We start from the raw sequence: 23951 nt of genomic DNA, 5'->3' as shown, positions 1-23951 counted from the left end.
CCGGTATCTGCTCTGCCGATCTCCGTGTGCCGGGGGAAGATGGTGAAGGCGCTGAGACAGGAGTGGGGCGCCGGGCGGGCGGACGAAGGGCCGACGATGAACGCATCCGAGGTAACCGGGGACCGGCTCGGTCCCCTGCGCGTCGCCGCCTCCGAGCCGGGCGGCCTTCTCGACGTGCTGGGGGTTGCCGCCATCGTCCTGGACGAGACCGGCCGGATCGCCCTGTGGAGCCCGCAGGCCCACGAGCTGTTCGGCTGGGACGCACAGGAGGCCCTCGGCCATTCCGCGGCGAAGCTCCTGGTCTCCGAGGAGCACCGCCCGCAGGTCCTCGAACTGTTCGCCCGGGTGATGAGCGGCGGCGGGGCATGGGCGGGCGTCTTCCCGGTCCGGCACAAGGACGGCCGCACGCGGATGGTGGAGTTCCGCAACATGCGGCTCCAGGACGAGCACGGCGGCCTGTACGCCCTGGGGATCGCCACCGACGAGCCGACGCTGCGCGCCGTCGAGCGCGACCTGGCCCTTTCGGTACGCCTCGTGTCGCAGTCGCCGATCGGCCTCGCGGTGCTGGACACCGAGCTGCGCTACGTCCTGGTCAACCCGGCGCTGGCACGCATCAACGGCGTCACGTCCGCCGAGCACATGGGGCACACGGTCCATGACGCCCTGCCGTTCCTGGACACCGCGCACATCGAGTCCGCGATGCGCCGGGTCCTGGAGACGGGCGTGCCGCTGCTCGACCAGACGGCCATCGGCCGGACCCTCGCAGACTCGGCAGAGCACGCCTGGAACGTGTCGTACTACCGCCTGGAGGACCCGGCCGGCCGGGTCCTCGGCGTCGCGACCTCCGTCGTGGATGTCAGCGACCAGTACCGCGCGGCGAACGAGGCCGCCGAGGCCCGCAGGCGCCTCGACCTCATCGCGCGCGCGTCGGTGCGCGTGGGCACCACCCTCGACCTGAACCGCACCGCCCATGAGCTGGCCGACCTCGTGGTGACCGACCTCGCCGACATAGCGGCCGTCGACCTCCTCGACTCCGTCCTGGAGAGCCACGCCGCCGCCAAGGATCCTCCGACGGGGCCCGTGTCCATCCGCGCCCTGGCCGTCGCGGCCGCCTATCCCACCGACGCCCTGCGGGCCGCCGATCCGCCGGGCAACATCGCGAAATACAACGCGGAACGCCTGGTCACCCGGTGCGTCACGACGGCCAGACCGGTGCTGATCAGCCATGTCGGGCCGGGGGATCTGGCGAACATCGCCCGTGACGACGAGGCCGCCGCGCTGCTCGACCGCGCGGGCTTGCACTCCTATCTCGCGGTCCCGCTGATCGCGCGCGGTGAGGTGCTCGGCGCCCTCGACCTCAAGCGGGCCCGCAACCCGCAGCCGTTCACCCACGACGACGCCGTGCTCGCCCTCGAACTCGCCACCCGGGCCGCCGTCTCCATCGACAACGCGCGCTGGTACCAGCAGCAGCGCCACGCCGCCCTCTCGCTCCAGCGGCACCTCCTGCCGCGCCAGCCGCCCCAGCCCACTGGGCTCGACGTCGCCTACCGCTACCAGCCCGCGGCGGCCCTCGGCGAGGCCGGTGGCGACTGGTTCGACGCCATCCCCGTGGCCGGCGACAAGACCGCGCTCGTCGTCGGCGACGTGATGGGCCACGGCATCAACGCGGCTGCCACGATGGGCCAGTTGCGCACCGCCACCCGCACCCTGGCCGGCCTCGACCTCGACCCCGCCGATGTCCTGCACCACCTCGACCGCATCACCGCCGAGCTGGACGAGACGACCGCCACCTGCGTGTACGCCGTCTACGACCCACACAGCACGCGCTGCCGCATCGCCCTGGCGGGCCACCTGCCGCCCATCTGGGACCGGCCGGGCAGCGCCCCCCGCTTTCTGCGCCTTCCCACCGGCGCGCCGCTCGGCGTCGGCGGCGTCCCCTTCAAGGCCACCACGGTGGACTGCGCGCCCGGCGACCGGCTCGTCCTGTACACCGACGGCCTCGTCGAAACCCGCGACCAGCCCATCGACGACCGGCTGCGCGCCCTGCTCGATGCGCTCACCCACCACCGCCTGCCCCTGGAGGCGACCTGCGACCGCCTCCTGGCCGCGCTGCCTCCGCCGCAGGGCCACGACGACATCGCCCTGCTCATCGCCCAGGTCACCCCGTCCCGCCGACCGGCCTGAGGGCGGCCCCCTCATCGCAGTGCCGCACCCCGTTCGCTGTACGCCGGGGTGTACGAAGGGAGCCCGCGGGGCACCCCGTAGCTCTATGACCACCTATGTCGTAACGATCCCCGGAACCCTTCTCGCGGAGCGCACCGAGGCGACCACCGAGACCCTCGAACGCGCCCTGCGCCCCGCCGACCCGCGCGGCACCCGCGCCGGACAGGCGGAACACCTGGAGATGCTCACCTTCTACAGCGGATCGTCGGCCTTCAGCATCCGCCTCGAAGTGGAGGCCGACGACACCGGAGCCGCCGAGCGGGAGGCCCGCAGGACGGTCACCGCCGCACTGCGCACGGCCGGCTACGCGGAGGACGAGGCCCCGCTGGGCGACGCGGTCATCACCGGAATCACCACGGAGTGAGGGGTACGGGGTGAGCGCCGGCCGCCGATGGGAGACGCCCGGAAACCCGTACGACCGCACAGCCGGTCCGGCGCTCACCGGACCGGCTTCCGCATCGCCCGCAGAATCGCGGGCAGGCCCGGCTTCGGACCGCCGGGGCCGGGAGGGCTGTCGGCCCGGGCGCCGGAGTCGGAGTCGGCCGGGCGGCGTTGCCACCAATGGTGGCGCCGGGGGTGCAGGGCGCGGCCGAGCCGGCGGCCCAGGATCAGGTAACCGGCAAAGGAACCGAGCGAGTTGAGGATGACGTCGTCGATGTCGAAGGCCCGGCCCGTGACCAGCAGACCCTGGGCCGCCTCGACGGTGAGCATCACGAACGCGGTCATCAGCACCACGCGTACGAGACCGCGCGTCCGGGGAAACAGCACCGGCAGCAGCACCCCGAAGGGCATGCCGAGCAGCACGTTTCCGCCGACCTGCTTCACCGCGTCCCGCCAGTGGGGCTGCGCGAGATAGGCGCGTATCGAGTCACCCGGGTGCAGGTTGGTGTGCGTCAGCCGCACGGACGCGGGTGACGGGACGAGGGTGGCCCGGGCCAGTACCACCGCGAAGGCCACCATGCAGACGAACCCCACGATCAGCACGGCCGCACGGGCCACCGCCGCTCGCCAAGTACGCCGCTGGAGCCGGGGGCCTGATGCCATGTCACCCCGGGTACCCCGTCCGCCGTTCACCGAACAGCGGCCTCCCGGATCGATTGGCGCGCCTCTATTGACGCGCCCACGTCAGGGCTCTACGGTTTCCCCGTTCACATCCGGGCATGGCGTTCATTATACGGAACAGCACATGGAGAGGCCGCGCGGCCGTCGGCCGTCGAGTCACCAACACCCCCCACAAGAAGGTCCTTTGATGCGCATACGCCCCCTGCTCCTGCCCCTCGCCACCGCCACCCTCGGCACCCTGGCCTTCGTGGCCCCAGCATCCTCAACACCGATTTCCCTCAAGGGAGTTGACGCCCAGAGCGGCAGCAGTGTTTCCACCATCGACACCGGCGCTCTCACCAACGCGTCGGTCGCACCCGGCGGCACCTTCGACCTGTCGGTGTGGGAACTCCAGGAGCCGGTGGGCTCGCCCGGTTCGCCGACCACCATCCCGTCGTCCCGGCTCCAGGGCACCAACGGCTTCCAGGACGCGTACTTCTACAGCGACGCGCGCGACGGCGCGATGACGTTCTGGGCGCCGGAAAAGGGTGTCACCACACCGAACTCCCACTACGCCCGCTCCGAGCTGCGCGAGACGAACCGCGACGGCAGCCCTGCGAACTGGTCGCTCGGCGGAACCCACCGGCTGAACGCGACGCTGCGCGTGGTGTCGGTGACGTCCAACGTCTGCGTCGGACAGATCCACCTCGGCAAGGGCGGCCCCTCCACGAAACCGCTGGTGGAGCTCTACTACCGCGCCAACGGTGACATCGTCCTGGGGACGGAGAACTCGCCTTCGGGCGGGCAGACGACACACGCCGTGGGCCATGTACCGGTCGGCAAGACCTGGAGTTACACGATCGGCGTCTCCGGGGGCCACACCATCGACCTGACGGTCGACGGAAGCACCACCCACTACGCGATCCCGTCCGCCTTCAACAGCTACCAGCAGTACTTCAAGGCGGGCTCGTACAACCAGTCGTCCTCCAGCAGCACGACCAAGGGCGCCCGCGTCGCCTTCTACAGGCTCACCGTCGCGCACAGCTGAGTACGCGGGTGCCGGTCCACCCATGTGAACGCGGGCTGTGCGAACACGGGTGGGTCGGCGCCGAGGCGTGCGGGACCGTCAGTTGTCCTCCGCCTGGAACATCCACGCGTGCTTCTCCAGCTCGCCCGTCAGCGTGATGAGCATGTCCTGGGTCACCGGGTCGGGTTCGTCCGTCGCCCGGATCCGGTCGCGCATCCGCTCGATGATCCGGCCGAGGGCGACAACCATCACCTGGACGGCCTCGGAGTCCTTGATCCAGCCTTCCGGCACGGTGCCGATCGCACCGGCCCCGGCAACGGTGGCGGCCCGGCCGTCGGGGTTCACACCGAGCGCCGAGGCGCGCTCGGCGACCGTGTCGGAGTGCCGGCGTGCCGTGGTCACCACCTCGTCGAGTTGCAGATGGACGGAGCGGAAGCGCGGGCCGACCACGTTCCAGTGCACCTGCTTGGACACCAAGGCCAGATCGACCAGATCGACCAGCGCACCCTGCAACGCCGTGCCGACCACCTTCAGGTCCGCGTCGGACAAGGAACCCTTCACCACAGACACCGTTTCTCCCTTCGCGATTCCCTCCTGTGATCACCAGAGGGCTTGTGACCACCAGAGGGCTTGTGATTGCCAGAGGCGTGGGCCGCCGCAGCGACACATCGGCCTCACCGGTGCGCCTTCCTCGCAAGGCGCACGTCAAACACCGCGACGCCGTGTCCGGCCGTCCGCTGGCGGACGAATCCGTCGCTCGGACGCTGGTCGGCCCTGGTCGGCGGGAGGAACCGGCACGGGCAGCAGCCGGGTGCCGGATGCGGGCGCACTGGCCGGAGCGGCGCCGCTCGGCGGGCGCGACTGCTCCCCACGCACTCCCGACGGACCCCCAATGGCCGATACACCGGGCATAGCGATTCCCGGCCTGGGCACTCTTCCAGACAAGGCCCTCGGCCACCCGGAACAGCCCATCTCCCGCACCGCGCCCGCGTCGGCGCGGTCACCCCGACCTTGGGACGGAACTCACCATGAGCATCATCGCCTGGATCCTCATCGGCCTTCTCGCGGGCGCCATCGCCAAGGCCATCATGCCCGGCAGGGACCCGGGCGGCTGCCTCGTCACCATGGTCATCGGCATCGTGGGCGGGCTCCTCGGGGGGTGGCTCGGTAAGGTCATCTTCCACGTCCACTCCATCAACGGCTTCTTCCACCTCTCGACATGGATCGCCGCCATCGTCGGCTCCGTCATCGTGCTCATCGTCTACCGCCTCCTCATCGGCAACCGAAGCCGCCGCTGAGGCTCCCTCCTCGGCCACACTTCGGCAGCCCCTCAACCCCATCGTCGGAACTCCCCCACCCTGCACCCTGTTGACGCACACTCTTACAGTGCCGGAAGATCCCGGAGCCGAAGTGTTGCCCAACAGCCCGTGCAGGAAAGGGACTTGATGAGGTCTTCGACCACGCCCCGCACCGCGATACGAGCGCCGCGCGCCCTGCTCGCGGTCGCGCTGGCCGCAGCAGCGGCTCTGCTGTCACCGGCCCCCGCCCATGCGGCGCCCGCGTGCGAGGCCACCGCGGCCGCGCCCCCGGTCCAGGTCGCGCACGTGCCCGACTGGGCCGAGTCGATCATCGTCGACCAGCGGGGCCGCATGTTCGCCACCGCCTACTTCACGGGCCGCGTCTACCGCATCGACGCACCGGGCAGCACCCCCGTGGCCCTCACCGGGAACATCGGTGCCAACGGCGGCATCGTCGTCCGCGACGACGGCCAGCTCCTCGTCGGCACGGGGAACGACCTCGGCCACTCGCTCACCGGCGACCTCTTCCCGGTCTCCAAGCTCCTCCTGGTGGACCCGGACTCCGGCAAGGTCAGCACGTACGCCTCGGGACTCGGCGGCATCGACGGTGTCGCCCTGGCACCCGACGGCACCGTCTACACCACCACCGTGGGCGGCCGGAACATCGGCCGCGTCACCCCCGACGGCCGGGTCGACCCGGCGTGGGCCCACGTCCTGATGCCGAACGGCATCGCCGTCTCCCCCCAGGGCAACGAGGTGTACGTCATCCAGACGACCCCCTCCCCGGCGCTGTACCGCATCCCCGCCGACGACCCGGCGCACCCCGAGCGCTGGATCCCCGCCGGCCTGTCCGACACCCTCGGCCTCCCCGACGGCCTCACCCTCGACAGCCGGGGCCGCCCCCTGATCGCCACTCACGCGGCCGGCCAGATCTGGCGGGCCGAACAGGGAACGCTGTGCTCCGTGCAGTCGGGCCTCTACCTCTCCACCCAGATCACCTACGGACACGGCGACCACGGGTTTTCCGCGGGCAAGCTCTACCGGTCCGGCGTCGACGGAAAGATCTACGAGGTTCCCGCGGGAGCCGAGCCGGGGGTCCGGTAGACGGACAAGGTGGGCGCGCGTCTCGGATCCGCGCGCCCTCCCTCAGATCCGCGTGTCCTCCACAGCCGGGATCGTGTAGGCGTCGCCGGGATTGCCGACGCGTGAGTGGCGCGGACCAGCGGTCGGCGGCTTGCCGCAGAAAGCGGGTTCAAGGGCGTCCATCAACCCCTCCGTCACGGCACCGTTGTTGGAGGCATTGGCGAAGACGACGACCGTACGCTCCCCGCCCGGCAGCGCGAACGCCTGCGACTGGTAGCCCTGGACGATGCCGCCGTGGCCCAGCACTGTGCCGCAGGACAGGGAGATCTGCCGGATTCCGAGCCCGTAGGCGATCGTCGGGGTGCCCGTGGGCAGCACCGTGGTCATCTGCCGCAGCGAGTCGTCCGAGACAAGTCCCCCGGCGCTCCCGGCGAGCAGCGCGGTCAGGAAGCGGTCGAGGTCGCGGGCGGAGGAGACGATCCCGCCCGCGCTCCAGATCCAGGACGCGGTCTGCTCGGTCGCGTCGAGGAGCGGCGCGCGGCGGTCGTCGTGGGTCAGGTAGCCCGAGATGTGCCGCCCCTCGATTCCCATCCCCGGCACGGTGAAGGATGTCGTGCTCAGCCGGAGCGGCTCGAAGATCTGCCGGCGCAACAACTCGGCGTAGGGGTGCCCGGTGAGGTGTTCGGCGGCCAGCGCCAGCAGGACGAAGCCGGTGTTCGAGTACGCGTAGGCCGTCCCCGGCGTGTACTGCAGCCCGTGCTTCACCGAGAGGGCCACAAGATCCCGGGGCTCGTACAGGGTGTTGCGGATGCGCTGCTCGAAGGCGGCGGTGGTCTCCTCGCCGCTCCGCTCCAGAAGGTCGTTGATGTGGTCGTACACTCCGGCGCGGTGCTCCAGGACCTGGCGTGCGGTGATCGGCCAGCTCTCCGGCAGCGTCCCGGCCGGCAGGTAGTCGCGCAGCGGCTTGTCGAGGTCGATGAGGCCCTGCTCGGCGAGGCGCATCACGATGACCGCGGTGAACATCTTGGTGTTGCTGCCGACCCGGAAGCGGGCGTCGCCACTCATGGGTGTGCCGGCCAAGTCGGCGTCGCCGATGGACAGGGACCGGTCGACCCCTGGGGCACGGTGATCCCGGATCACGGCGAACGCGCCCGGCGCACCCGCCTCCGTCACACGTAGCAGCGCGGCACGCACCCCGGTCATGTCCGGCTCGGTCCACTTCTGTTCGCCGGCGGCACCGGCCGCGCTCCCGGCCATCAGCGCGACAGAGGCCGCGAGTGTGGTCGCCGAACGGGCGAGCCTTCGTCTCATCACTGAGCGTTCCTTCCGCATCCCGCTGCATCGCGGCGGCTCGTGCAGGGGCCCGGACTCGCGACACCCTGTGCGGCCGAGATCGTATAGGTATGCCGGGTTTCTCCCCTGCGAGCGCGGGCTGTTCGGCGTTTCGGCGCGCCCCGGGCGTCGCTGCGTATAGGCGAGCTGTCGGTGAGATGTCGGCCGGGAACGTGAGTCTGGGGGCTGCGGCTGCGGGGAAGCACCCCCGCGTCCGACCACCCAGGCTCAAGGAGCGTCCATGAGGCCCACCGCACCCCCGTCCCGGCCATGGGACGTGCGCCGACCGCCGCGCGCCGAGGGCAGGAACTTCCTGGTGACAGGGGGAAACGCCGGCATCGGATATTTCGTGGCGGAGCAGCTCGCCACAACCGGTGCCACCGTCGTGCTGGGCAGCCGGAACCCGGCGAAGGCCGAGGCCGCTGCGGTCTCGATCCGGTCCCGCGTTCCTGGTGCGCTCATCCGCCACGTACGCCTGGATCTGGCCGAGTTGACGTCCTTGCGATCCTCCGTGGAGGCGCTGGAGCTGGAGCGTCTCGACGCGGTGGTCCACAACGCGGGGGTGGCGCTCGACGATCCGCCGCGTCGCGAGACCCGGGACGGCCACGAGCTCATGTTCGCCACCAACCACCTCGGGCACCTCGCGCTGACCCAATGGCTCGCACCCCTGCTGTCGGCCGCGCCGGCCGCCCGCATCGTGACGGTGGGCAGCTTCGCGGCGAAGTCCGAACGGCTCGACCTGGACGACCTGCAATCCACCCGGGACTACCGGCCCAAGCGCACCTACGGACGGTCGAAGCTGGCCCAGATGCACTTCGGCCTCGAACTCGACCGCCGTCTGCGTGCGTCCGGCAGTCCCGTGACCAGTGTGGTGGTCCACCCCGGTGGCGCGCTGGACTCACTCACCCCCTCGCGGCCGCCCCTGCATGTGCGAACTACCGGCGAGCGGCTGCGTGGGCTGCCCGCCGGCCTCGTCCTCCAGGGCAAACACGCCGGGGCATGGCCCGCGGTGAGGGCCGTACTCGATCCGCAGGTTGCCGGCGGCCAGTTGTGGGGGCCGCGGGTCTTCGCCCTGCGCGGCACACCGCGACGCGAGCGACTGTGGAGCCACCTCACCGACACGGCCGCCGCGGCTCAACTATGGGAGGTCAGTTGCGAGTTGGCGGACGTCGACCCGAGCCTCGGAATCGTCGTACGGGAAGCATCGGGAACACAGGGGGCATGCTCCGGCGAGTCGGGGGCAGGCGCACCCTACAGGTGAGGGTGCGAAGGGGAGGTTGCTGCGATGTCGGTGCTTGGGCGTTTTCCTGCCGGTGGCCCGCGCGGCTCATGGCCGGCCGAGGAGTATGCGGCTCAGCTCAGGAGGCGTGGCCGCGCGGCCACGGTCGTGATGGACCTCGACAGTGACACCTTCCTGGTGGTCGAGCACCACCAGGACGAAACGGCGTAACCGGCTTCGGCTCACCCACCCACATACGCCGCCAGATGCTCCCCCGTCAGCGTCGAGCGGTCGGCGATCAGATCGGCCGGGGTGCCTTCGAAGACGATCCGGCCGCCGTCGTGGCCGGCGCCGGGGCCGAGGTCGATGATCCAGTCGGCGTGGGCCATGACCGCCTGGTGGTGCTCGACCACGATGACGGACTTGCCGGAGTCCACCAACCGGTCCAGCAGGCCGAGGAGTTGCTCGACGTCGGCGAGGTGTAGGCCGGTCGTCGGTTCGTCCAGGACGTACACACCTGCCTTGTCGCCCATGTGGGTCGCCAGCTTGAGCCGCTGCCGCTCGCCGCCGGACAGGGTGGTCAGCGGCTGGCCGATGGTGAGGTAGCCGAGCCCGACGTCCACGAGCCGTTCGAGGATGCGGTGCGCGGCCGGGGTGTGTGCCTCGCCCGCGCCGAAGAACTCCTCGGCCTCGGTCACCGACATCGCGAGGACCTCGCTGATGTCACGGCCGCCTAGGTGGTAGTCGAGCACGGAGGCGTCGAACCGCTTGCCCTCGCAGTCCTCGCACGTGGTGGCAGTGCCCGCCATCATGCCGAGGTCGGTGTAGATGACTCCGGCGCCGTTGCAGGTGGGGCAGGCGCCCTCGGAGTTGGCGCTGAACAGCGCCGGCTTCACGCCGTTGACCTTGGCGAACGCCTTGCGGATCGGGTCGAGCAGCCCGGTGTACGTTGCCGGGTTGCTGCGCCGCGAGCCCTTGATCGGGCTCTGGTCGACCGAGATCACGCCCTCGTCGGCCGGGATCGAACCGTGCACGAGCGAGCTCTTGCCGGAGCCCGCGACACCGGTGACGACCGTCAGCACACCGAGCGGGATGTCGATGTCGACGTCGCGCAGGTTGTTCGCCGTCGCACCGCGGATCTTCAGCGCCCGGCCGGACTCGCGCACCGTCTCCTTGACGGTGGTCCGGTCGTCCAGGTGCCGCCCGGTGATGGTGTCGCCTGCTCGCAACGCCTCCACGGTGCCTTCGAAGCAGACCGCGCCGCCCGCCGTACCGGCGCCGGGCCCGAGGTCCACGACATGGTCGGCGATGGCGATCATCTCGGGCTTGTGCTCCACGACCAGCACCGTGTTGCCCTTGTCCCGCAGGCGGAGCAGCAGCTCGTTCATCCGCTGGATGTCGTGCGGGTGCAGGCCCGCGGTGGGCTCGTCGAAGACGTAGGTGACATCGGTGAGCGAGGACCCGAGGTGGCGGATCATCTTGACGCGCTGCGCCTCACCGCCGGACAGGGTGCCGGCGGGCCGGTCGAGCGCTAGGTAGCCGAGGCCGATCTCGACGAACGAGTCGAGGGTCTGCTGGAGCGCGGTGAGCAGCGGCGCGACCGAAGGCTCCTTGAGGCCGCGTACCCACTCCGCCAGGTCGCGGATCTCCATCGCGCAGGCGTCCGCGATGCTGATCCGCTTGATCTTCGACGACCTGGCGCCCTCGCTGAGCCGGGTGCCGTCGCACTCGGGGCAGGTGGTGAAGGTGACGGCGCGCTCGACGAAGGCCCGGATGTGCGGCTGCAGCGCCTCCTTGTCCTTGGCCAGGAACGACTTCTGGATCTTGGGGATGAGGCCTTCGTAGGTGAGGTTCACCCCGTTGACCTTCACCTTGACCGGCTCCCCGTACAGGAAGTCCCGCAGCTCCTTCTTGGTGTACTCGCGGATCGGCTTGTCGGGGTCCACGAAGCCGGACTGGGCGTAGACCTGCACGGTCCACTGGCTGTCCGACTTCCAGCCGGGGATGGTGAACGCGCCCTCGGCGAGCGACTTCGAGTCGTCGTACAGCTGGGTGAGGTCGATGTCGGAGACCGCGCCCCGGCCCTCGCAGCGGACGCACATGCCGCCGGTGCGGCTGAAGGTCGCCTTCTGCGCCTTGGTCTTGTTGCCGCGCTCGACGGTGATCGCACCGCTCGCCTTCACCGACGCGGTGTTGAAGGAGTACGCGCTGGGCGGGCCGATGTGCGGCTTGCCGAGCCGGCTGAAGAGGATGCGCAGCATCGCGTTGGCGTCGGTGGCGGTGCCGACCGTGGAGCGCGGGTCGGCGCCCATCCGCTGCTGGTCGACGGTGATCACGGTGGTCAGGCCGTCGAGTACGTCGACCTCGGGCCGTGCCAGGCTCGGCATGAAGCCCTGCACGAAGGCGCTGTACGTCTCGTTGATCAGCCGTTGCGACTCGGCGGCGATCGTGTTGAACACCAGCGAGCTCTTGCCCGATCCGGAGACGCCCGTGAACACCGTGAGGCGGCGCTTGGGGATCTGGATGCTGACGTCCTTGAGGTTGTTCTCGCGCGCGCCGTGCACGCGGATCAGGTCGTGGCTGTCGGCAGCGTGCGGCGCGGGCGACTGCGGATCCGTCCTCTTGGCCATGCTTATCGTGTTCTCCATCTGTGGGACGGGCCGCCTGCGCGGTCCCCGCCGGTGTCGCCCGACTCGGTCCGTCCGGCGCTGCGAGCAGCTGCGGGCGGTACGTACGGTTCTACTTCGTCGCCGCGGCCGCGGCAATGGTCCGAGGTGATCCGCGGGACCGGCCGGTGCGGCGCGATGCCCCTCCGGCCGGCGTGCGGTCCGCGCTCATCGGTCCTGGATCACCCCGAGGACATTGCCGTCGGGGTCGGTGAAGGTGGCCACCAGGCGGCCGCCGCCCACGTCGCGCGGGGAGTCCTTCACCTTGGCGCCCGCGGCGGTGACCTCGGCGAGCTTGGCCTCGATGTCCGGCACGTGCCAGTACGCCACCGGCCCGGTCATGCCCTGCTCCGCGCCGCCCGGGACCAGCCCGATCTGCTGGCCCTCGGCCTCGTAGCCGACGTAGTACGGCTCGTCGCTCTGCGGCGCGACACCGAGCAGGGCGGTGTACACCGCCTTGGCCGCCGCCAGGTCGGTGACGGGGTGCAGCACGGTCTTGATGCCCTGAGTGGAAGAGCCGGTGGTGGTCATGATCGCTCCTGAATTCGTGGGTCACACCGCCCCGGTGTGCCTCATGACGACCACGCTAATTGCGGCCCGGTGGCCGCGCTTCTCCATTCCTGATCGGTNCCCGGGCCCCCGGGAGCCCCCGGCCGAGATCGGCCGGGGGCTCCGGGACACACTGTGCGGGCGGGCGACGCGCGATGATGACCCCATGAGCCTTCCCGACGCCATCACCTCCACCCTCGCCGCCCGCGACAAGGTCGACTTCGAGCAGGACTTCGCACGCATCCGTCAGATCATGACGTTCGTCCATACGACGGACAGCGCCGAGGCCGTCGAACTCGCCATGTTCGAGGGCCTGTTGCCGGTACCGGCCGTCGGGCAGACCGTCACCCTGTGGCGCACCGGCCATCCCCTCGTGGTCGAACGCGTGGAGACCCATTACGGTCTCGGCGGCGCGGACACCCACCCGAAGCGGGAGCAGGTCGCCTCCGTCATCGTGTTCGTCAGGCCTCGAACTCCCTGATGGTCAGGGCTTGTTGAACGACAGGCAACGACAAGGCCGGGACCGTTCACACCCCCGTCGACACCGAGTCCTGCCGGGGGCGGGGCGCCGACGCCGCCGAGGGGGCGGTCACCCCTGTGGTCGTTCGGCTCGGCGGTCGTACGAGCGCCAGGACGATCAGCCCGCCGAGGGCCGCCGCGATGGCCGACAGCAGGAAGACCCGGTCGAGGCCGGTGGCGAAGGCCTGGTGCACGAGGTGCTGTGCCGTGTCGTGGTGCGCCGCGGGCGCCGCGTCGACAAGGTGCTGGGCCTGGCCCGCGGCCAGTGCGGCCGCGCCCTTGGCGGCGTCCGGCACGGCGCCGGAGGTGTGGAGCAGGGTGGCCGCACGGCTGGTGAAGACCGCGCCGAGGACGGCGATGGCCAGCGTCATGCCCAGCTGGCGGAACGTGTTGACCGCGCCGCCCGCCATGCCCGCCCGCTGGGGCGGCACGGTCGAGGTGGCGGCCGAGACGAGTACAGGGGTGGCCAGACCCACGCCGACCCCGGTGGCCACGAGGCCCCACAGGAGCGAGGCCTGCCCCGCGTCGGCGGTCATCCCGGCCCTCAGCAGCAGCATGCCCGCCGCGACAAGAAGCAGCCCCGCACCGATCGGCACACGTGGGGCAAGGCGCTGGATGTGGCGCCCGGCGAAGACGGCGACGACGAAGGACGCAGCGGCGAGCGGGGTGAGCGCAAGACCGGCCGCGACCGGGCTGAGGCCCAGTACGGACTGCAGCCAGAGCGAGACCAAAACCAGGCAGCCGAACGCGCTGCCCTGGAGCAGCAGCGCGCCGCTCATCAGACCCGCGAAGGACGGGCGGCGCATCAGTGCCAGATCCAGCATCGGGGCGCCGCCACGTCGCGACGTACGGTGCTCGATCACCACGAACGCGACGAGCGCCAGCGCGGTGACGGCGAACGTCCCCAGGGTCTCGACCCCGGTCCAGCCCGCCTCCCCGCCACGGATGAGTCCATAGGTGAGGCTGCCCGCGGCAACGGTGAAGGCGGTCGCACCAGGGATGTCGATTCGGGTCTTCGTGGATGCCGTACGAGGCTGGTCGGGCCGGACCACGCGCAGGGTCATGGCGATGGCCGCGGCCGCGATGGGCAGGTTGACCCAGAAGATCGTCGGCCAGCTGATGTGCTCGGTGAGCAGGCCGCCGAGCAGCGGGCCCGCCGCGGCGGCGGCGCCGTTGGCCGCGCCCCACACCCCGAAGGCCGTACCCCGGTCCCTGCCCTGGTACGAGGTGAGCAGGAGGGCGGGGGCCGTGGCGAACATGGCGGCGCCGCCGATGCCCTGCACCACGCGGGCGGCGATCAGCACGTCCACGCCGGTCGCGAGGCCGCACACCAGGGAGGCTGCGGCGAACAGTGCCAGGCCGTAGACGTAGGACCGCCGGTGGCCGAATCGGTCCGCCAGGGAGCCGGAGGCCAGGAGAAGGGCGGCGAGGGCCAGGGCGTATCCGTCGATCACCCATTGCAGCGAGGTGAAGGAGGCGTCGAGGTCGTCAGCCATGCTGGGCAGTGCCACGTTCACGATGGTCACGTCCACCAGCAGGATGAAGGCGCCGAGGCAGACCGCCGTCAGGGGCCACCACTTGCGCATGTCAGGTTTCTCCGATCGGTCGAGCAGGTTTCGGGGGGGGCCGGAACGGCGGCCTCGACGGCGGCGTGGCCCCGTGGGCGAGTCTTGGACACGTCAGGCGATTCCCATGATCCAGGGCGATGAATTTGCGCGGATCCGACATCATGGGGCCCATGAAGACGTATCTCGACATCCTGAGCCGTGCGGACCGGGAACTGTCGGAGGAGGACCTGGCGCTAGCGCATGCCCTTCAGATCAACGGCCGGGCCTCGTTCCGGGAGATCGCCGACGCTCTCGGGGTGTCCGACCAGACGGCCGCCCGCCGCTGGTCGCGACTGCGCTCCGCGGGCAAGCTCCGGGTTCTGGGTCTGACCGACCCGCAGCGGCTCGGCGACTCGCCCTGGGTCGTGCGCGTACGGTGCACACCCGATGCGGCGGCTTCGATCGGCGAGGCGATGGCCCGGCGTACGGACACGACATGGGTCAACCTCAGCTCGGGCGGCACCGAGATCTCCTGCTCGGTGCGGACGCGCGGTCCCGGGACGGAGGAGTCTCCGCTCCTGCAGAAGCTGCCGCGCACACCTCAGGTGGTGGATGTCTCGGCGCACTGCCTGTTGCACGTCTTCTTCGGCCAGGACCTCGGCACCATCAACAAGAGCGGACCTCTGACGGCCGAGCAGGTCGCGCAGCTCACGCCTTCCGTCGCCCCGGCACAGGCCACGGCCGACACACCCCCGGTCATGCTGGACGCCGGCGACCGGCAGCTGCTCGATCTGCTGGCGCGGGACGGCCGGGCGGCGCCCGGTGAACTGGCCGCCGCGACCGGTCTGTCCCTCTCGACGGTGCGCCGCCGCATCACGGAACTCAGAGCGGCCGGGGTCCTCTACTTCGACGTCGAGTACCACCCGGACGTCCTGCAGCGGAACTTCCGGGCGGCCCTGTGGCTGGAGATCGACCCGTCCCGCCTGGCGGAGGCGGGTGAGGCGCTCGCCACGCACCCGGAGGTGTCCTTCGCCGCCGCAGTGACCGGCACGGCCAATCTGTACGCCAGCATCGATGTCGCGACGGCACAGCTCTTCTACCGCTACCTCACCGAGTCGGTGGCCGCCCTGCCGGGCCTGCGCCACACAGCGACCGTCCCCATCCACCGCACTCTGAAGGGCCCCGGCCCCTATCTCCCGACGAGGGCATGACCCGCCCGCGTCAGAGAGCCTGGTCCGGCGCCAGAGCGACGTTCGGCAGCACCACAGCGCGGCTGCGGGCGAGGTGGCGCTCGGCCGCTTCCACGGCGGCGGTCCTGGTCCGTTCCCCCATCAGGACGCACAGGGTGTACGCCGCGTCGTTCCGCGCCTGGAGGGCTCGGGCGTCCCACGGCGACTGGGCGGCCCTGCGTTCCCGGCTGCGCAGCAGAGCCAGGAGTTCATGGACGACGTACCAATGGGGCGACAGCATCATGTGCTCCGGGATCGGACGAAGGACGAGGGAGGTGTGGCGGCGTCGACGCCCCTCCGGGCGCCGGTGTCACCGTCGGACGGGACCGGCCCTGGAGCGCCTCCCATCGTGACCCCACATCCGCATGGTTCGCACCCCGGAGCGTCACACCGAGTAACCGGGCGGGAAGCGTGCCGAGGTGGCACCACTCGCGCCACCGACGTACCTTCACGGCAGTCGGCGACGGCCCGACCACCCGCACCGGAGAGGCACGATGGTGAGCGACGAGATCTGGAAGTTTCAGCCGACTGCTGGGTACCGTGCGGGAGTTGACCTCGTCGGCTACCGGGTGGAAGCCACCGACGGACACATCGGGAAGATCGACAAGCACTCCGAGTCGGCCGACGCCGCGCACCTCGTGGTCGACACCGGCGTGTGGATCTTCGGCAAACACGTACTCCTGCCCGTCGGGACCATCGAGCGCATCGATGCCACCACGGAGACGGTCTATGTGAACCGCACCAAGGAGCAGATCAAGCGTGCTCCCGAGTACGACGCGGCCAAGCACGCCGGCGAGCCCTCCTACCTGGAGCAGTTCGCGCGGTACTACGACCGGCCCCACATGTAGCCCCGCCGGCATGCGAGGAACCGCCCCGCACCCGGGCAGTCACGCAAAGTATTTCCCGCCGATGTCCATCGATCCGGAATTTATTGGCGAACCTCAATGGTTGTCATATGCATCGAACCAATCGGATCGACCTCATCGCCCTCCGGCGGTCAGGTCGGCACTGATCAGCGAGGCATCGTGAACGACCAGACCCCCGAGCAGCCCGCCGAGACCGTCGCCCGGCTGCGCGCCGCCTTCCGCTCCGGCCGCACCAAGCCCGTGGAGTGGCGCACCAGCCAGCTGCGCCGGCTCCGCGAGATGCTCACGACCCACGGTGCCGAGCTCGCCGAAGCCCTCCACGCCGACCTGGGCAAGAGCTCGACCGAAGCCTTCCGGACCGAGATCGACTTCACCCTTCGCGAGATCGACCACACCCTGGAGCACCTCACCGAGTGGCTGCGGCCGGAGTCCGCCCCGGTTCCGGCGCACCTCGGTGCGGACGCGACGGCCTGGACGCAGTACGACCCGCTGGGTGTGGTCCTCGTCATCGCTCCCTGGAACTATCCGGTCCAGCTGCTCCTGACGCCGATGCTCGGCGCGCTGGCGTCGGGCAACGCGGTCGTCGTCAAGCCCAGCGAGCTGGCCCCCGCCGCCTCCGCGGCCATCGCCCGTCTGCTGCCGCAGTACCTCGACACCACCGCGGTCGCCGTCGTCGAAGGCGCCGTGCCCGAGACCACCGCGCTGCTCGCCGAGCGCTTCGACCACATCTTCTACACCGGCAACGGCGTGGTCGGGCGCATCGTGATGCGAGCCGCCGCCGAGCACCTCACCCCGGTCACCCTCGAACTGGGCGGCAAGTCCCCGGCGTTCGTCGACCGCGGCGCCGACCTGTCCGTGGTCGCCGACCGGCTGGCCCGGGGCAAGTTCCTCAACGCCGGCCAGACCTGCGTCGCGCCCGACTACGTCCTGACCGACCCGGAGACCGCACGGGCTCTTGAGCCCCTGTTCGCCCGCGCCGTCGAGGCACTCTTCGGCGCCGATCCGCAGAGTTCGAAGGAGTACGGCCGGATCGTCAACGAGCGGCACTTCGACCGGCTCAGCTCGCTGCTCGACTCCGGCCGTGCCGTGACCGGCGGTGCCACCGACCGGGCCACCCAGTACATCGCGCCCACCGTCCTGGCCGACGTCGACCCCAAGTCACCGGTGATGCAGGAGGAGATCTTCGGACCGATCCTGCCGGTCGTCACCGTGCCGGGCCTCGACGAGGCCATCGAGTTCATCAACGACCGAGACAAGCCGCTGGCCCTGTACGCCTTCACCGACTCGGACACCACGCGCGAGCGCCTGGCCGCCGAGACGTCGTCCGGAGGGCTCGGGTTCGGCCTGCCGCTCGCCCATCTGACCGTCTCCGACCTGCCGTTCGGCGGGGTCGGCGAGAGCGGCATGGGCAGCTACCACGGCCGCTACTCGATCGAGACGTTCAGCCACCGCAAGTCCGTACTGGAGAAGCCGCTCGGCTGAGCAGCCGTGCCGTGCCCTGGACAGGTCGTCGACCGCCCAGGGCACGTCCGTATGCGTTCAACTCCCGTACAGGCACTGCGAGTTACCCACCCATCACCTCGCGAATCACATAACGGGCGTTGTGGGCCATCGCCGGGTTCGTCGTGCGGTAGTAGGGCAGTGCGATCAGCGCCTGGGAGAGGGTCCGCGCCCGGCCGCGGTTCCAGGTCGCGTCATCCACGTCGACGGCCGCGCGGAAGACGTCCCTCGCATCGGCCGGGAGCAGGTTCCACGCGGGGAACAGATCGCAGGCCGGGTCGCCCATCCCCAGGCACCCGAAGTCGATCACCGCGGTGAGCCTTCCCGCGTCCACCAGGAGGTTGCCCGGCATGAGATCGGCGTGCAGCCACACCGGCGGGCCGTCCCAGTCCGGGGCCCGCAGGGCGTCCTCCCATACGGCCGTCACGGCATCGCAGTCGATGCCCTCCTCCGGGACGGCACGCAGTCGCTGGATCGCGGCGCGGGTTTCGGTGTCGAGCGTGCCAAGTGGGCCTCCACGATGGGCAGTTGGGGCTCCCGGCAGATCGATGCTCCGCATCGCGGTCACGAACCCGGCGAGATCCTCGGCAAGGAGCGAGGGCTCGGCGAGCGCTCCGGCCTGGGGGATCATCCCATCGAGCCACCGATACACCGACCACGGCCACGGATACCCCTCGGCGGGCCGTCCGAAGCCGGCCACCTCGGGAATGGAGGTGGGCAGCAGGGGCGCGAGACGGGGCAGCCACTCCTGCTCCAGCGACACGTCCGAGGCCCCGCCCTCGACCAGCGGCAGCCGTACGACCATGTCGTCGCCCAGGCGATACATGGCGTTGACGGTCCCGCCGGACGGAACCCGCTCCACCGCGAGCCCGGCCCACCGCGGCAACTGCCCGGCGATCAGCGCCCGTACGAGATCGTCGTCCAGGGGGTGCTGGCCCGGGTGCATCTGCTCTGCGCTCATGGGTCGCCATCCCACCGTCGGACGCCGCCGCCCGTCAAACCGTTTTGCGACCGTGGCCCGCCGGTCCGGGCGGCTCCGGGCGCCCCTCGGCCGGCCCCGTCAACCCACCCGTTCCCGAGCCGCGCGCCCCGCCCGCACATTCCAGCGGCCGTCCGTGCGGGTGAGGTGGATCGGGTGGGCGAAGCACGTGCTCACCCGGTCGCTGGTCAGGACGTCCTCCGCCGGGCCGGAGGCCAGTGCGCGGCCCTCGCGCAGGAGCAGCACATGGGTCGTGCCCGGCGGGAGCTCCTCCAGGTGGTGGGTGACCAGGACCGACGACAGCTGCTGGTCCACGAGTTGGAGCGCGTCGATGCGCTCGATGAGCTGCTCCCGTCCGGCGACGTCGAGACCGGTCGCCGGTTCGTCGAGCAGGAGCAGCCGGGGCCCGGGCATGAGGGCTCGGGCGATCAGCGCCCGGCCCCTTTCCCCCTGGGACAGGGTCGGCCACCGCGCCTCGCGGCGTTCGCCGAGGCCGAGCAGGGCGATGAGTTCCTCGGCCCGCTCGGCCTGCTCCGCCGTGGGCGTCCAGCGCGGCACCCACTCACTCGTATTCGTCAGCCCGGTCAGCACGACGTCTCGGACCCTGAGCGGAGTGCGCAGCGCATGCCGTGGGTCGACATGGCCGATGTACGTGCGCAGGTGGCGCATGTCGACCCGGCCCAGTGCGTGCCCCAGGACCTCGACCGTGCCCCGGGTGGGATGCACGAGCGCCCCCAGCAGGCTGAGCAGTGTGCTCTTGCCCGCGCCGTTGGCGCCGAGCAGCGCCCAGCGTTCTCCTGGCCGCACGGTCAGCGACACGTCGCGCAGGATGGGATTGCCGTCGCGGACGATGTCGACGTTCCGTACCCGGATCACCGGAGTCGTGTCCATGATCAGCCCCGGCCGGCACGGTTCACGGCGGCCATGACCGCGTGGACCGACGCGGAGAGGATGGAGGTGTCCCAGCCCGCGCCCCAGCAGATCTCGTCGCCCACCCGGCATTCGGCATAGGTGACCGCGGGGCTGCCCGGTCCGGTGCCTGTGGAGTGCTCGGCGTAGGTGAGGATGTCGACCGTGATTCCGGCCGTCGCGAGGGCGTCGGTGAAGGCCGACAACGGCCCGTTGCCGGTGCCGTGCAGCGTGCGCTCCTCATCGCCCGTACGGAGGCGGCAGGTGAACTCGTGCCCGCCCGGGCGCACTTCGCCCGTCTCCCAGGACGCCAGGGTGAGGCGGCCGTCGACACCGGGTGTGATGTAGGTGGAACGGAACAGTTCCCACAGGTCCTCGTGGGAGAGTTCCCGGCCGCTGGCGTCGGTGGCCCTCTGCACGGTGCGCGAGAAGTCCGGACGCATGGCCTTGGGCAGGTCGAGGCCGTGGTGGGTGTGCAGCAGGTGGGCGATACCGCCCTTGCCCGACTGGGAGTTGATGCGGATGACTTCCTCGTACGTACGCCCGATGTCACTTGGGTCGATGGGCAGGTACGGGACCTCCCAGGGTGCCTCCTGCGCCGGCACGCCCAGCTCCGCCGCCCGCTTCGTGTGGTGGGCCATGCCCTTGGAGATGGCGTCCTGGTGTGTGCCGGAGAAGGCGGTGTGCACGAGGTCGCCGGCATAGGGATGGCGCGGGTGGACCGGCAGCCGGTTGCAGTGCTCGACCACCTCGCGCACCGCGTCGATGTCGGAGAAGTCGATCATCGGGTTCACACCCTGCGCGTACAGGTTGAGGGCCAGCGTGACCAGGTCCACGTTCCCGGTCCGCTCGCCGTTGCCGAAGAGGCAGCCCTCCACCCGCTGAGCCCCGGCCAGGACCGCGAGTTCGGCGCAGGCGACACCGGTCCCCCGGTCGTTGTGGGGGTGCACGGACAGGATGACCGAGTCGCGCCGGGCCAGGTGACGGTGCATGTACTCGATCTGGTCCGCATACACATTGGGCGTGGCGATCTCGACCGTGGCCGGCAGATTGTGCACCACGGGGCGGTCCGGGCTCGCCTCCCACAGCTCGGTCATGCTGTCGCAGACCTCCAGGACGAAGTCCGGCTCCGTGAGGTTGAAGACCTCGGGGGAGAACTCGAACCGGACGTCCGTGCCGCGCAGTTGCCCGGCGCGCCGCATCAGATGGGTCCCGGCGTCGAGGATGAGCTGGTGCACCTCCGTGCGGGAGCGCCCCAGAACCACATCCCGCCACACCGGCGCGGTGGCGGTGTAGAGGTGGACCAAGGTGCGCGGCAGCCCCTCGATGGAGTCGACGGTACGGTCGATGAGATCGCGGCGGGCCGGGGTGAAGACGGAGATGGTCACGTCCTCCGGCACGGCGCCGCTCGTCGCCAGATGGCGTACGAAATCGAAGTCGGTCCGGCTCGCCGAGGGGTAGCCGACCTCGATCTCCTTGAATCCCATGGAGACCAGGAGGTCGAACATCCGGCGCTTGCGCTCGGTGTCCATGGGTTCGGCGAGCGCCTGGTTGCCGTCGCGCAGGTCGACCGGCACCCACAGCGGGGCCCGCTTCAGCTGCCGCGACGGCCAGGTCCGGTCGGTCGGCGCAAGCGCGACCCGCTCGTGCGCGGGCCGGTACCGGTGGTGGGGCATCGCGCTCGGGCGCTGCGGATTCCAGGCGGGAGCGTCCTGCGGTACGGCGGCGGACGGGCGCGGAGCGCGGGAAACATCCTCGTGCCGGACGAAGCCGTGGTACGGAGTCATGAGACGGAGCTTCTTTCAGTCGGCCAGGCGGTGACCGGCGCAGCCCGACACCCGCTGCGGGGTGCCGGTCGTGTCAGACCCCGCAGCGGCGGCCGAGGAGAAGCTCGCGCAGCAACATGCCGGTACAGTAACCACAGTTGAACTCCTCAGACAACCTGAGAACTGAAAGAAGGTGACCCCGGATGCCGTTGAGTGCTCTGCGGCCAACTCCCCTGGTCGAGCAGGCGACCGACCGGCTGCGCGAACAGATCGTCGGGGAGGAGTGGCCCGTCGGGACGAAGCTCCCCGGTGAGACCTCCCTCGCGCAGATGCTCGGCGTGGGACGCTCGACGGTGCGCGAAGCCCTGCGCGCACTGGCCGGGGCAGGGTTCGTACAGGCGCGCCAAGGCTCCGGCGTCTTCGTCATCGCCACCAAGCCCAAGGAGGACTGGTCCACCCAGCTCCGCCGGGCGGCCGTGGCCGATGTCTACGAGGTCCGTATGGTCATGGAGGTCGAGGCGGCCCAACTGGCCGCCCTGCGCCGTACCGAAGAAGACCTCACCGCCATGAAGTCGGCGCTTGCCGGGCGCAGCAGCGCCCTGAGTGGCAGCAACGCGGAGTTCGTCGACGCCGACATCGCCCTGCACGCCGCCGTGGTCGCCGCAGCGCACAATCCCGTCCTCACCGCCCTGTTCACCGAATTCGTCCCCGCGCTGCGCCAGGGCCTGATCGACCTGGTGGAGCTCCTCGACCTGCGGACCAAAGAGCCGGACCACTCGGAGGCCGAGCATGCCGCCCTGGTGGACACCATCGCCGAGGGCGACGCCGAGGCGGCGGGACGCACCCTGCGCGAGGAACTGCGCCGGACGCTGGCCCAGCTCCAGGCGGTCTGATCGATGGACCGAGGGGCTCGACCAGCCCGCTTTTGCTGGGCGTTGGATGAGCGAACACGGTGGACCGGCTACCGGTGCCGACCAGGGCGAGCGCGGTCGATGACGGGACGCAGGCCCCCTTCGAGGTGGGCCCGGACCCGGGAGCGCAGGGGTGGTGGACGCCGGCCCGACGCGGCCAGCCCCACGAAGTGGGGCTCGCCCCCGGTCCCGTACCAGATCGCCCCCTTGAACACCGTCTCCTGGACGGGTTCGCCGGTGCGCTCCGGCGGCCAGTCGGGGAGTTCGAGGTACGGGGTGCCGTCCGGCCGCCCGGGCATCGCCGCACGGGCCCGGTCGCGAAACGTGTCGTACTCGCCCGGACCCATCGGCACCAGGACGACGAGACGTTCCGGCGGCAGCTTGCGGGCGGCCTCGCCGATCTCCCACAGGACCCCCGCGGTCAGCCCGGCCGTGAGCACCACGAGCCGGGCTCTGCCCATGAGTTGGCTGACGGTGCCCTGCCAGTCGTCCAGCGGCAGATAGAACCGGCGTGCCCCCGCCAGCGGGAGGCGTTCGCCCGGTTCACCGACGGCGACGACCGGGGCGACCGGCGCCAGCACCCGGGTCAGCTGCTCCTCCTCGGTCAGCCCGGAGACGTACAGGAACGAGAAGACGCTGCCGATGCCCCGCACGCGGGACTCCTCGAGTCCGGCCCGGCGCCGGTCGTCCTCGAAGGAACGCAGGTAGAGGACGAACGACCCCGCGGCCAGTTCAGCAGCGCGCACGGGAGCCGCGCGCCGGCGTCGGCCCTGCACCCCCGCCTGCTGGCCGAGCAGGAAGAGCAGGCCACCGCCGGCCAGGAGGAGCGGGAAGAGCACGTACGTCTGCCACCAGGCGGGATGCTCGACATAGGGGCCGGTCCGGAAAGCGGACTTCCAGCGGGCGAATCCGACGACCGCGCAGCCGAACCCCACCACGCGCAGCACCCAGCCACCGACCGTGAGCAGCGCGGCCGACAGTACGGATCGCCCCGCCCGGCCCGTATCGCGCACCACGGCCATCCCCTCCCCCGCCCTCACCACCAGCATGCGCCGCACCGGCCGCCTGCGACAGCGGTGCGATCCGGCCGAAGTGGCAGGCGGCGAGCGGCAGTTCAGGATCGGGGCGAGGAACGCCGGAGGCCCACGAGCTCGAACTCGGCGAAGACCGCGACGACCGCCGCTCCGATCACCATGAACCCGCGGCCCAGGCCGGTGAGCGGCACGACGTCCGTGAACGCCAGGAGGACGAGTGCCACACAGGACAAGGTGTTGCCCACAACGACGG

General features: G+C 70.8%; 24 protein-coding genes. 12 read left to right on the top strand and 12 right to left on the bottom strand.

Annotated elements, in window-relative coordinates:
- Nucleotides 1-96: 96 nt before the first annotated feature.
- Together ABD346_RS11805 and ABD346_RS11800 are read left to right on the top strand one after the other, a co-directional pair.
- Nucleotides 97-2184 carry a SpoIIE family protein phosphatase gene (locus ABD346_RS11805; RefSeq protein WP_344374282.1) on the top strand — a complete coding sequence of 696 codons (2088 nt, stop codon included), beginning with the start codon at nucleotides 97-99 and terminating at the stop codon, nucleotides 2182-2184.
- An 85-nt stretch (nucleotides 2185-2269) separates the two neighbouring features.
- A complete protein-coding gene (locus ABD346_RS11800; RefSeq protein ID WP_344374281.1) occupies nucleotides 2270-2587 on the top strand; it encodes a hypothetical protein in 318 nt (105 codons plus the stop codon).
- A gap of 74 nt (nucleotides 2588-2661) precedes the next feature.
- Here the strand turns inward: ABD346_RS11800 and ABD346_RS11795 are convergent, their stop codons facing one another.
- On the bottom strand, nucleotides 2662-3267 hold the full coding sequence (locus tag ABD346_RS11795) for a VanZ family protein (protein WP_344374279.1): 606 nt from the start codon (nucleotides 3265-3267) through the stop codon (nucleotides 2662-2664).
- 205 nt (nucleotides 3268-3472) lie between these two features.
- Between ABD346_RS11795 and ABD346_RS11790 the strand changes: the two genes are divergently transcribed.
- Nucleotides 3473-4312, top strand: coding sequence for a polysaccharide lyase family 7 protein (locus tag ABD346_RS11790; protein ID WP_344374278.1), 840 nt, complete (start codon nucleotides 3473-3475; stop codon nucleotides 4310-4312).
- A gap of 78 nt (nucleotides 4313-4390) precedes the next feature.
- Here the strand turns inward: ABD346_RS11790 and ABD346_RS11785 are convergent, their stop codons facing one another.
- On the bottom strand, nucleotides 4391-4861 hold the full coding sequence (locus tag ABD346_RS11785; protein WP_344374277.1) for a Dps family protein: 471 nt from the start codon (nucleotides 4859-4861) through the stop codon (nucleotides 4391-4393).
- Nucleotides 4862-5319: 458 nt separating this feature from the next.
- Here ABD346_RS11785 and ABD346_RS11780 point away from each other — a divergent pair, with 458 nt between their 5' ends.
- Both ABD346_RS11780 and ABD346_RS11775 read left to right on the top strand, forming a co-directional pair.
- Nucleotides 5320-5589, top strand: coding sequence for a GlsB/YeaQ/YmgE family stress response membrane protein (locus ABD346_RS11780; protein ID WP_344374275.1), 270 nt, complete (start codon nucleotides 5320-5322; stop codon nucleotides 5587-5589).
- A gap of 147 nt (nucleotides 5590-5736) precedes the next feature.
- The gene (locus ABD346_RS11775; RefSeq protein ID WP_344374274.1) at nucleotides 5737-6693 is read left to right on the top strand and encodes an SMP-30/gluconolactonase/LRE family protein; all 957 of its coding nucleotides are present in this window, start codon (nucleotides 5737-5739) and stop codon (nucleotides 6691-6693) included.
- Nucleotides 6694-6735: 42 nt separating this feature from the next.
- Here ABD346_RS11775 and ABD346_RS11770 read toward each other — a convergent pair whose 3' ends face one another.
- On the bottom strand, nucleotides 6736-7983 hold the full coding sequence (locus ABD346_RS11770; RefSeq protein ID WP_344374273.1) for a serine hydrolase domain-containing protein: 1248 nt from the start codon (nucleotides 7981-7983) through the stop codon (nucleotides 6736-6738).
- Nucleotides 7984-8245: 262 nt separating this feature from the next.
- Here ABD346_RS11770 and ABD346_RS11765 point away from each other — a divergent pair, with 262 nt between their 5' ends.
- Both ABD346_RS11765 and ABD346_RS11760 read left to right on the top strand, forming a co-directional pair.
- Nucleotides 8246-9265: an SDR family NAD(P)-dependent oxidoreductase gene (locus tag ABD346_RS11765; RefSeq protein WP_344374271.1), complete on the top strand. Its 1020-nt coding sequence runs from the start codon at nucleotides 8246-8248 to the stop codon at nucleotides 9263-9265.
- A 24-nt stretch (nucleotides 9266-9289) separates the two neighbouring features.
- Nucleotides 9290-9454, top strand: a complete 165-nt coding sequence (locus ABD346_RS11760; protein ID WP_344374270.1) for a hypothetical protein — start codon at nucleotides 9290-9292, stop codon at nucleotides 9452-9454.
- 11 nt (nucleotides 9455-9465) lie between these two features.
- Here the strand turns inward: ABD346_RS11760 and ABD346_RS11755 are convergent, their stop codons facing one another.
- Both ABD346_RS11755 and ABD346_RS11750 read right to left on the bottom strand, forming a co-directional pair.
- The gene (locus ABD346_RS11755) at nucleotides 9466-11859 is read right to left on the bottom strand and encodes an ATP-binding cassette domain-containing protein (RefSeq protein WP_381228943.1); all 2394 of its coding nucleotides are present in this window, start codon (nucleotides 11857-11859) and stop codon (nucleotides 9466-9468) included.
- Nucleotides 11860-12057: 198 nt separating this feature from the next.
- Complete coding sequence (locus tag ABD346_RS11750) at nucleotides 12058-12420, bottom strand: VOC family protein (RefSeq protein ID WP_344374267.1); 363 nt, start codon at nucleotides 12418-12420, stop codon at nucleotides 12058-12060.
- Between the two features lie 184 nt (nucleotides 12421-12604).
- Here ABD346_RS11750 and ABD346_RS11745 point away from each other — a divergent pair, with 184 nt between their 5' ends.
- Entirely contained in the window at nucleotides 12605-12919 is a 315-nt protein-coding gene (locus ABD346_RS11745; RefSeq protein ID WP_344374266.1) for a hypothetical protein, read from the top strand.
- A 46-nt stretch (nucleotides 12920-12965) separates the two neighbouring features.
- Here ABD346_RS11745 and ABD346_RS11740 read toward each other — a convergent pair whose 3' ends face one another.
- A complete protein-coding gene (locus tag ABD346_RS11740) occupies nucleotides 12966-14543 on the bottom strand; it encodes an MFS transporter (protein ID WP_344374265.1) in 1578 nt (525 codons plus the stop codon).
- A 152-nt stretch (nucleotides 14544-14695) separates the two neighbouring features.
- Between ABD346_RS11740 and ABD346_RS11735 the strand changes: the two genes are divergently transcribed.
- On the top strand, nucleotides 14696-15715 hold the full coding sequence (locus tag ABD346_RS11735; RefSeq protein WP_344374264.1) for an Lrp/AsnC family transcriptional regulator: 1020 nt from the start codon (nucleotides 14696-14698) through the stop codon (nucleotides 15713-15715).
- 10 nt (nucleotides 15716-15725) lie between these two features.
- On the opposite strand, the gene ABD346_RS11730 is transcribed toward ABD346_RS11735, so the two are convergent.
- Nucleotides 15726-15974 (bottom strand): DUF5133 domain-containing protein, encoded by a 249-nt coding sequence (locus ABD346_RS11730; RefSeq protein WP_344374262.1) that lies wholly within the window; start codon nucleotides 15972-15974, stop codon nucleotides 15726-15728.
- Nucleotides 15975-16230: 256 nt separating this feature from the next.
- Here ABD346_RS11730 and ABD346_RS11725 point away from each other — a divergent pair, with 256 nt between their 5' ends.
- The gene (locus ABD346_RS11725) at nucleotides 16231-16581 is read left to right on the top strand and encodes a PRC-barrel domain-containing protein (RefSeq protein WP_344374480.1); all 351 of its coding nucleotides are present in this window, start codon (nucleotides 16231-16233) and stop codon (nucleotides 16579-16581) included.
- Nucleotides 16582-16758: 177 nt separating this feature from the next.
- Nucleotides 16759-18081, top strand: a complete 1323-nt coding sequence (locus ABD346_RS11720; protein WP_344374261.1) for an aldehyde dehydrogenase family protein — start codon at nucleotides 16759-16761, stop codon at nucleotides 18079-18081.
- 82 nt (nucleotides 18082-18163) lie between these two features.
- Here ABD346_RS11720 and ABD346_RS11715 read toward each other — a convergent pair whose 3' ends face one another.
- From ABD346_RS11715 to leuA, 3 genes are all read right to left on the bottom strand, one after another.
- Complete coding sequence (locus ABD346_RS11715; RefSeq protein WP_344374260.1) at nucleotides 18164-19060, bottom strand: aminoglycoside phosphotransferase family protein; 897 nt, start codon at nucleotides 19058-19060, stop codon at nucleotides 18164-18166.
- 99 nt (nucleotides 19061-19159) lie between these two features.
- A complete protein-coding gene (locus ABD346_RS11710; protein WP_344374258.1) occupies nucleotides 19160-19969 on the bottom strand; it encodes an ABC transporter ATP-binding protein in 810 nt (269 codons plus the stop codon).
- Nucleotides 19970-19971: 2 nt separating this feature from the next.
- The gene (leuA, locus tag ABD346_RS11705) at nucleotides 19972-21774 is read right to left on the bottom strand and encodes a 2-isopropylmalate synthase (protein ID WP_381228798.1); all 1803 of its coding nucleotides are present in this window, start codon (nucleotides 21772-21774) and stop codon (nucleotides 19972-19974) included.
- 182 nt (nucleotides 21775-21956) lie between these two features.
- Between leuA and ABD346_RS11700 the strand changes: the two genes are divergently transcribed.
- Nucleotides 21957-22646, top strand: coding sequence for a FadR/GntR family transcriptional regulator (locus ABD346_RS11700; RefSeq protein WP_344374257.1), 690 nt, complete (start codon nucleotides 21957-21959; stop codon nucleotides 22644-22646).
- Between the two features lie 68 nt (nucleotides 22647-22714).
- On the opposite strand, the gene ABD346_RS11695 is transcribed toward ABD346_RS11700, so the two are convergent.
- Together ABD346_RS11695 and ABD346_RS11690 are read right to left on the bottom strand one after the other, a co-directional pair.
- Nucleotides 22715-23713 carry a hypothetical protein gene (locus tag ABD346_RS11695; protein ID WP_344374256.1) on the bottom strand — a complete coding sequence of 333 codons (999 nt, stop codon included), beginning with the start codon at nucleotides 23711-23713 and terminating at the stop codon, nucleotides 22715-22717.
- Nucleotides 23714-23778: 65 nt separating this feature from the next.
- Nucleotides 23779-23922 (bottom strand): hypothetical protein, encoded by a 144-nt coding sequence (locus ABD346_RS11690; RefSeq protein ID WP_344374255.1) that lies wholly within the window; start codon nucleotides 23920-23922, stop codon nucleotides 23779-23781.
- Nucleotides 23923-23951 lie beyond the last annotated feature (29 nt).

It is taken from the genome of Streptomyces mauvecolor (assembly GCF_039532965.1).
GTDB classification, from domain to species: domain Bacteria; phylum Actinomycetota; class Actinomycetes; order Streptomycetales; family Streptomycetaceae; genus Streptomyces; species Streptomyces violascens.
This window is presented reverse-complemented; position numbering and strand designations above follow the sequence as displayed.

What these genes read in the sequence shown, in the direction of transcription:
- ABD346_RS11805 (WP_344374282.1), top strand. Translation starts at nt 97, where the DNA reads ATGAACGCATCCGAGGTAACCGGGGACCGGCTCGGTCCCCTGCGCGTC.
- ABD346_RS11800 (WP_344374281.1), top strand. Translation starts at nt 2,270, where the DNA reads ATGACCACCTATGTCGTAACGATCCCCGGAACCCTTCTCGCGGAGCGC.
- ABD346_RS11795 (WP_344374279.1), bottom strand. Translation starts at nt 3,267, where the DNA reads ATGGCATCAGGCCCCCGGCTCCAGCGGCGTACTTGGCGAGCGGCGGTG.
- ABD346_RS11790 (WP_344374278.1), top strand. Translation starts at nt 3,473, where the DNA reads ATGCGCATACGCCCCCTGCTCCTGCCCCTCGCCACCGCCACCCTCGGC.
- ABD346_RS11780 (WP_344374275.1), top strand. Translation starts at nt 5,320, where the DNA reads ATGAGCATCATCGCCTGGATCCTCATCGGCCTTCTCGCGGGCGCCATC.
- ABD346_RS11775 (WP_344374274.1), top strand. Translation starts at nt 5,737, where the DNA reads ATGAGGTCTTCGACCACGCCCCGCACCGCGATACGAGCGCCGCGCGCC.
- ABD346_RS11770 (WP_344374273.1), bottom strand. Translation starts at nt 7,983, where the DNA reads ATGAGACGAAGGCTCGCCCGTTCGGCGACCACACTCGCGGCCTCTGTC.
- ABD346_RS11765 (WP_344374271.1), top strand. Translation starts at nt 8,246, where the DNA reads ATGAGGCCCACCGCACCCCCGTCCCGGCCATGGGACGTGCGCCGACCG.
- ABD346_RS11760 (WP_344374270.1), top strand. Translation starts at nt 9,290, where the DNA reads ATGTCGGTGCTTGGGCGTTTTCCTGCCGGTGGCCCGCGCGGCTCATGG.
- ABD346_RS11750 (WP_344374267.1), bottom strand. Translation starts at nt 12,420, where the DNA reads ATGACCACCACCGGCTCTTCCACTCAGGGCATCAAGACCGTGCTGCAC.
- ABD346_RS11745 (WP_344374266.1), top strand. Translation starts at nt 12,605, where the DNA reads ATGAGCCTTCCCGACGCCATCACCTCCACCCTCGCCGCCCGCGACAAG.
- ABD346_RS11740 (WP_344374265.1), bottom strand. Translation starts at nt 14,543, where the DNA reads ATGCGCAAGTGGTGGCCCCTGACGGCGGTCTGCCTCGGCGCCTTCATC.
- ABD346_RS11735 (WP_344374264.1), top strand. Translation starts at nt 14,696, where the DNA reads ATGAAGACGTATCTCGACATCCTGAGCCGTGCGGACCGGGAACTGTCG.
- ABD346_RS11730 (WP_344374262.1), bottom strand. Translation starts at nt 15,974, where the DNA reads ATGCTGTCGCCCCATTGGTACGTCGTCCATGAACTCCTGGCTCTGCTG.
- ABD346_RS11715 (WP_344374260.1), bottom strand. Translation starts at nt 19,060, where the DNA reads ATGAGCGCAGAGCAGATGCACCCGGGCCAGCACCCCCTGGACGACGAT.
- ABD346_RS11710 (WP_344374258.1), bottom strand. Translation starts at nt 19,969, where the DNA reads ATGGACACGACTCCGGTGATCCGGGTACGGAACGTCGACATCGTCCGC.
- leuA (WP_381228798.1), bottom strand. Translation starts at nt 21,774, where the DNA reads ATGACTCCGTACCACGGCTTCGTCCGGCACGAGGATGTTTCCCGCGCT.
- ABD346_RS11700 (WP_344374257.1), top strand. Translation starts at nt 21,957, where the DNA reads ATGCCGTTGAGTGCTCTGCGGCCAACTCCCCTGGTCGAGCAGGCGACC.
- ABD346_RS11695 (WP_344374256.1), bottom strand. Translation starts at nt 23,713, where the DNA reads ATGCTGGTGGTGAGGGCGGGGGAGGGGATGGCCGTGGTGCGCGATACG.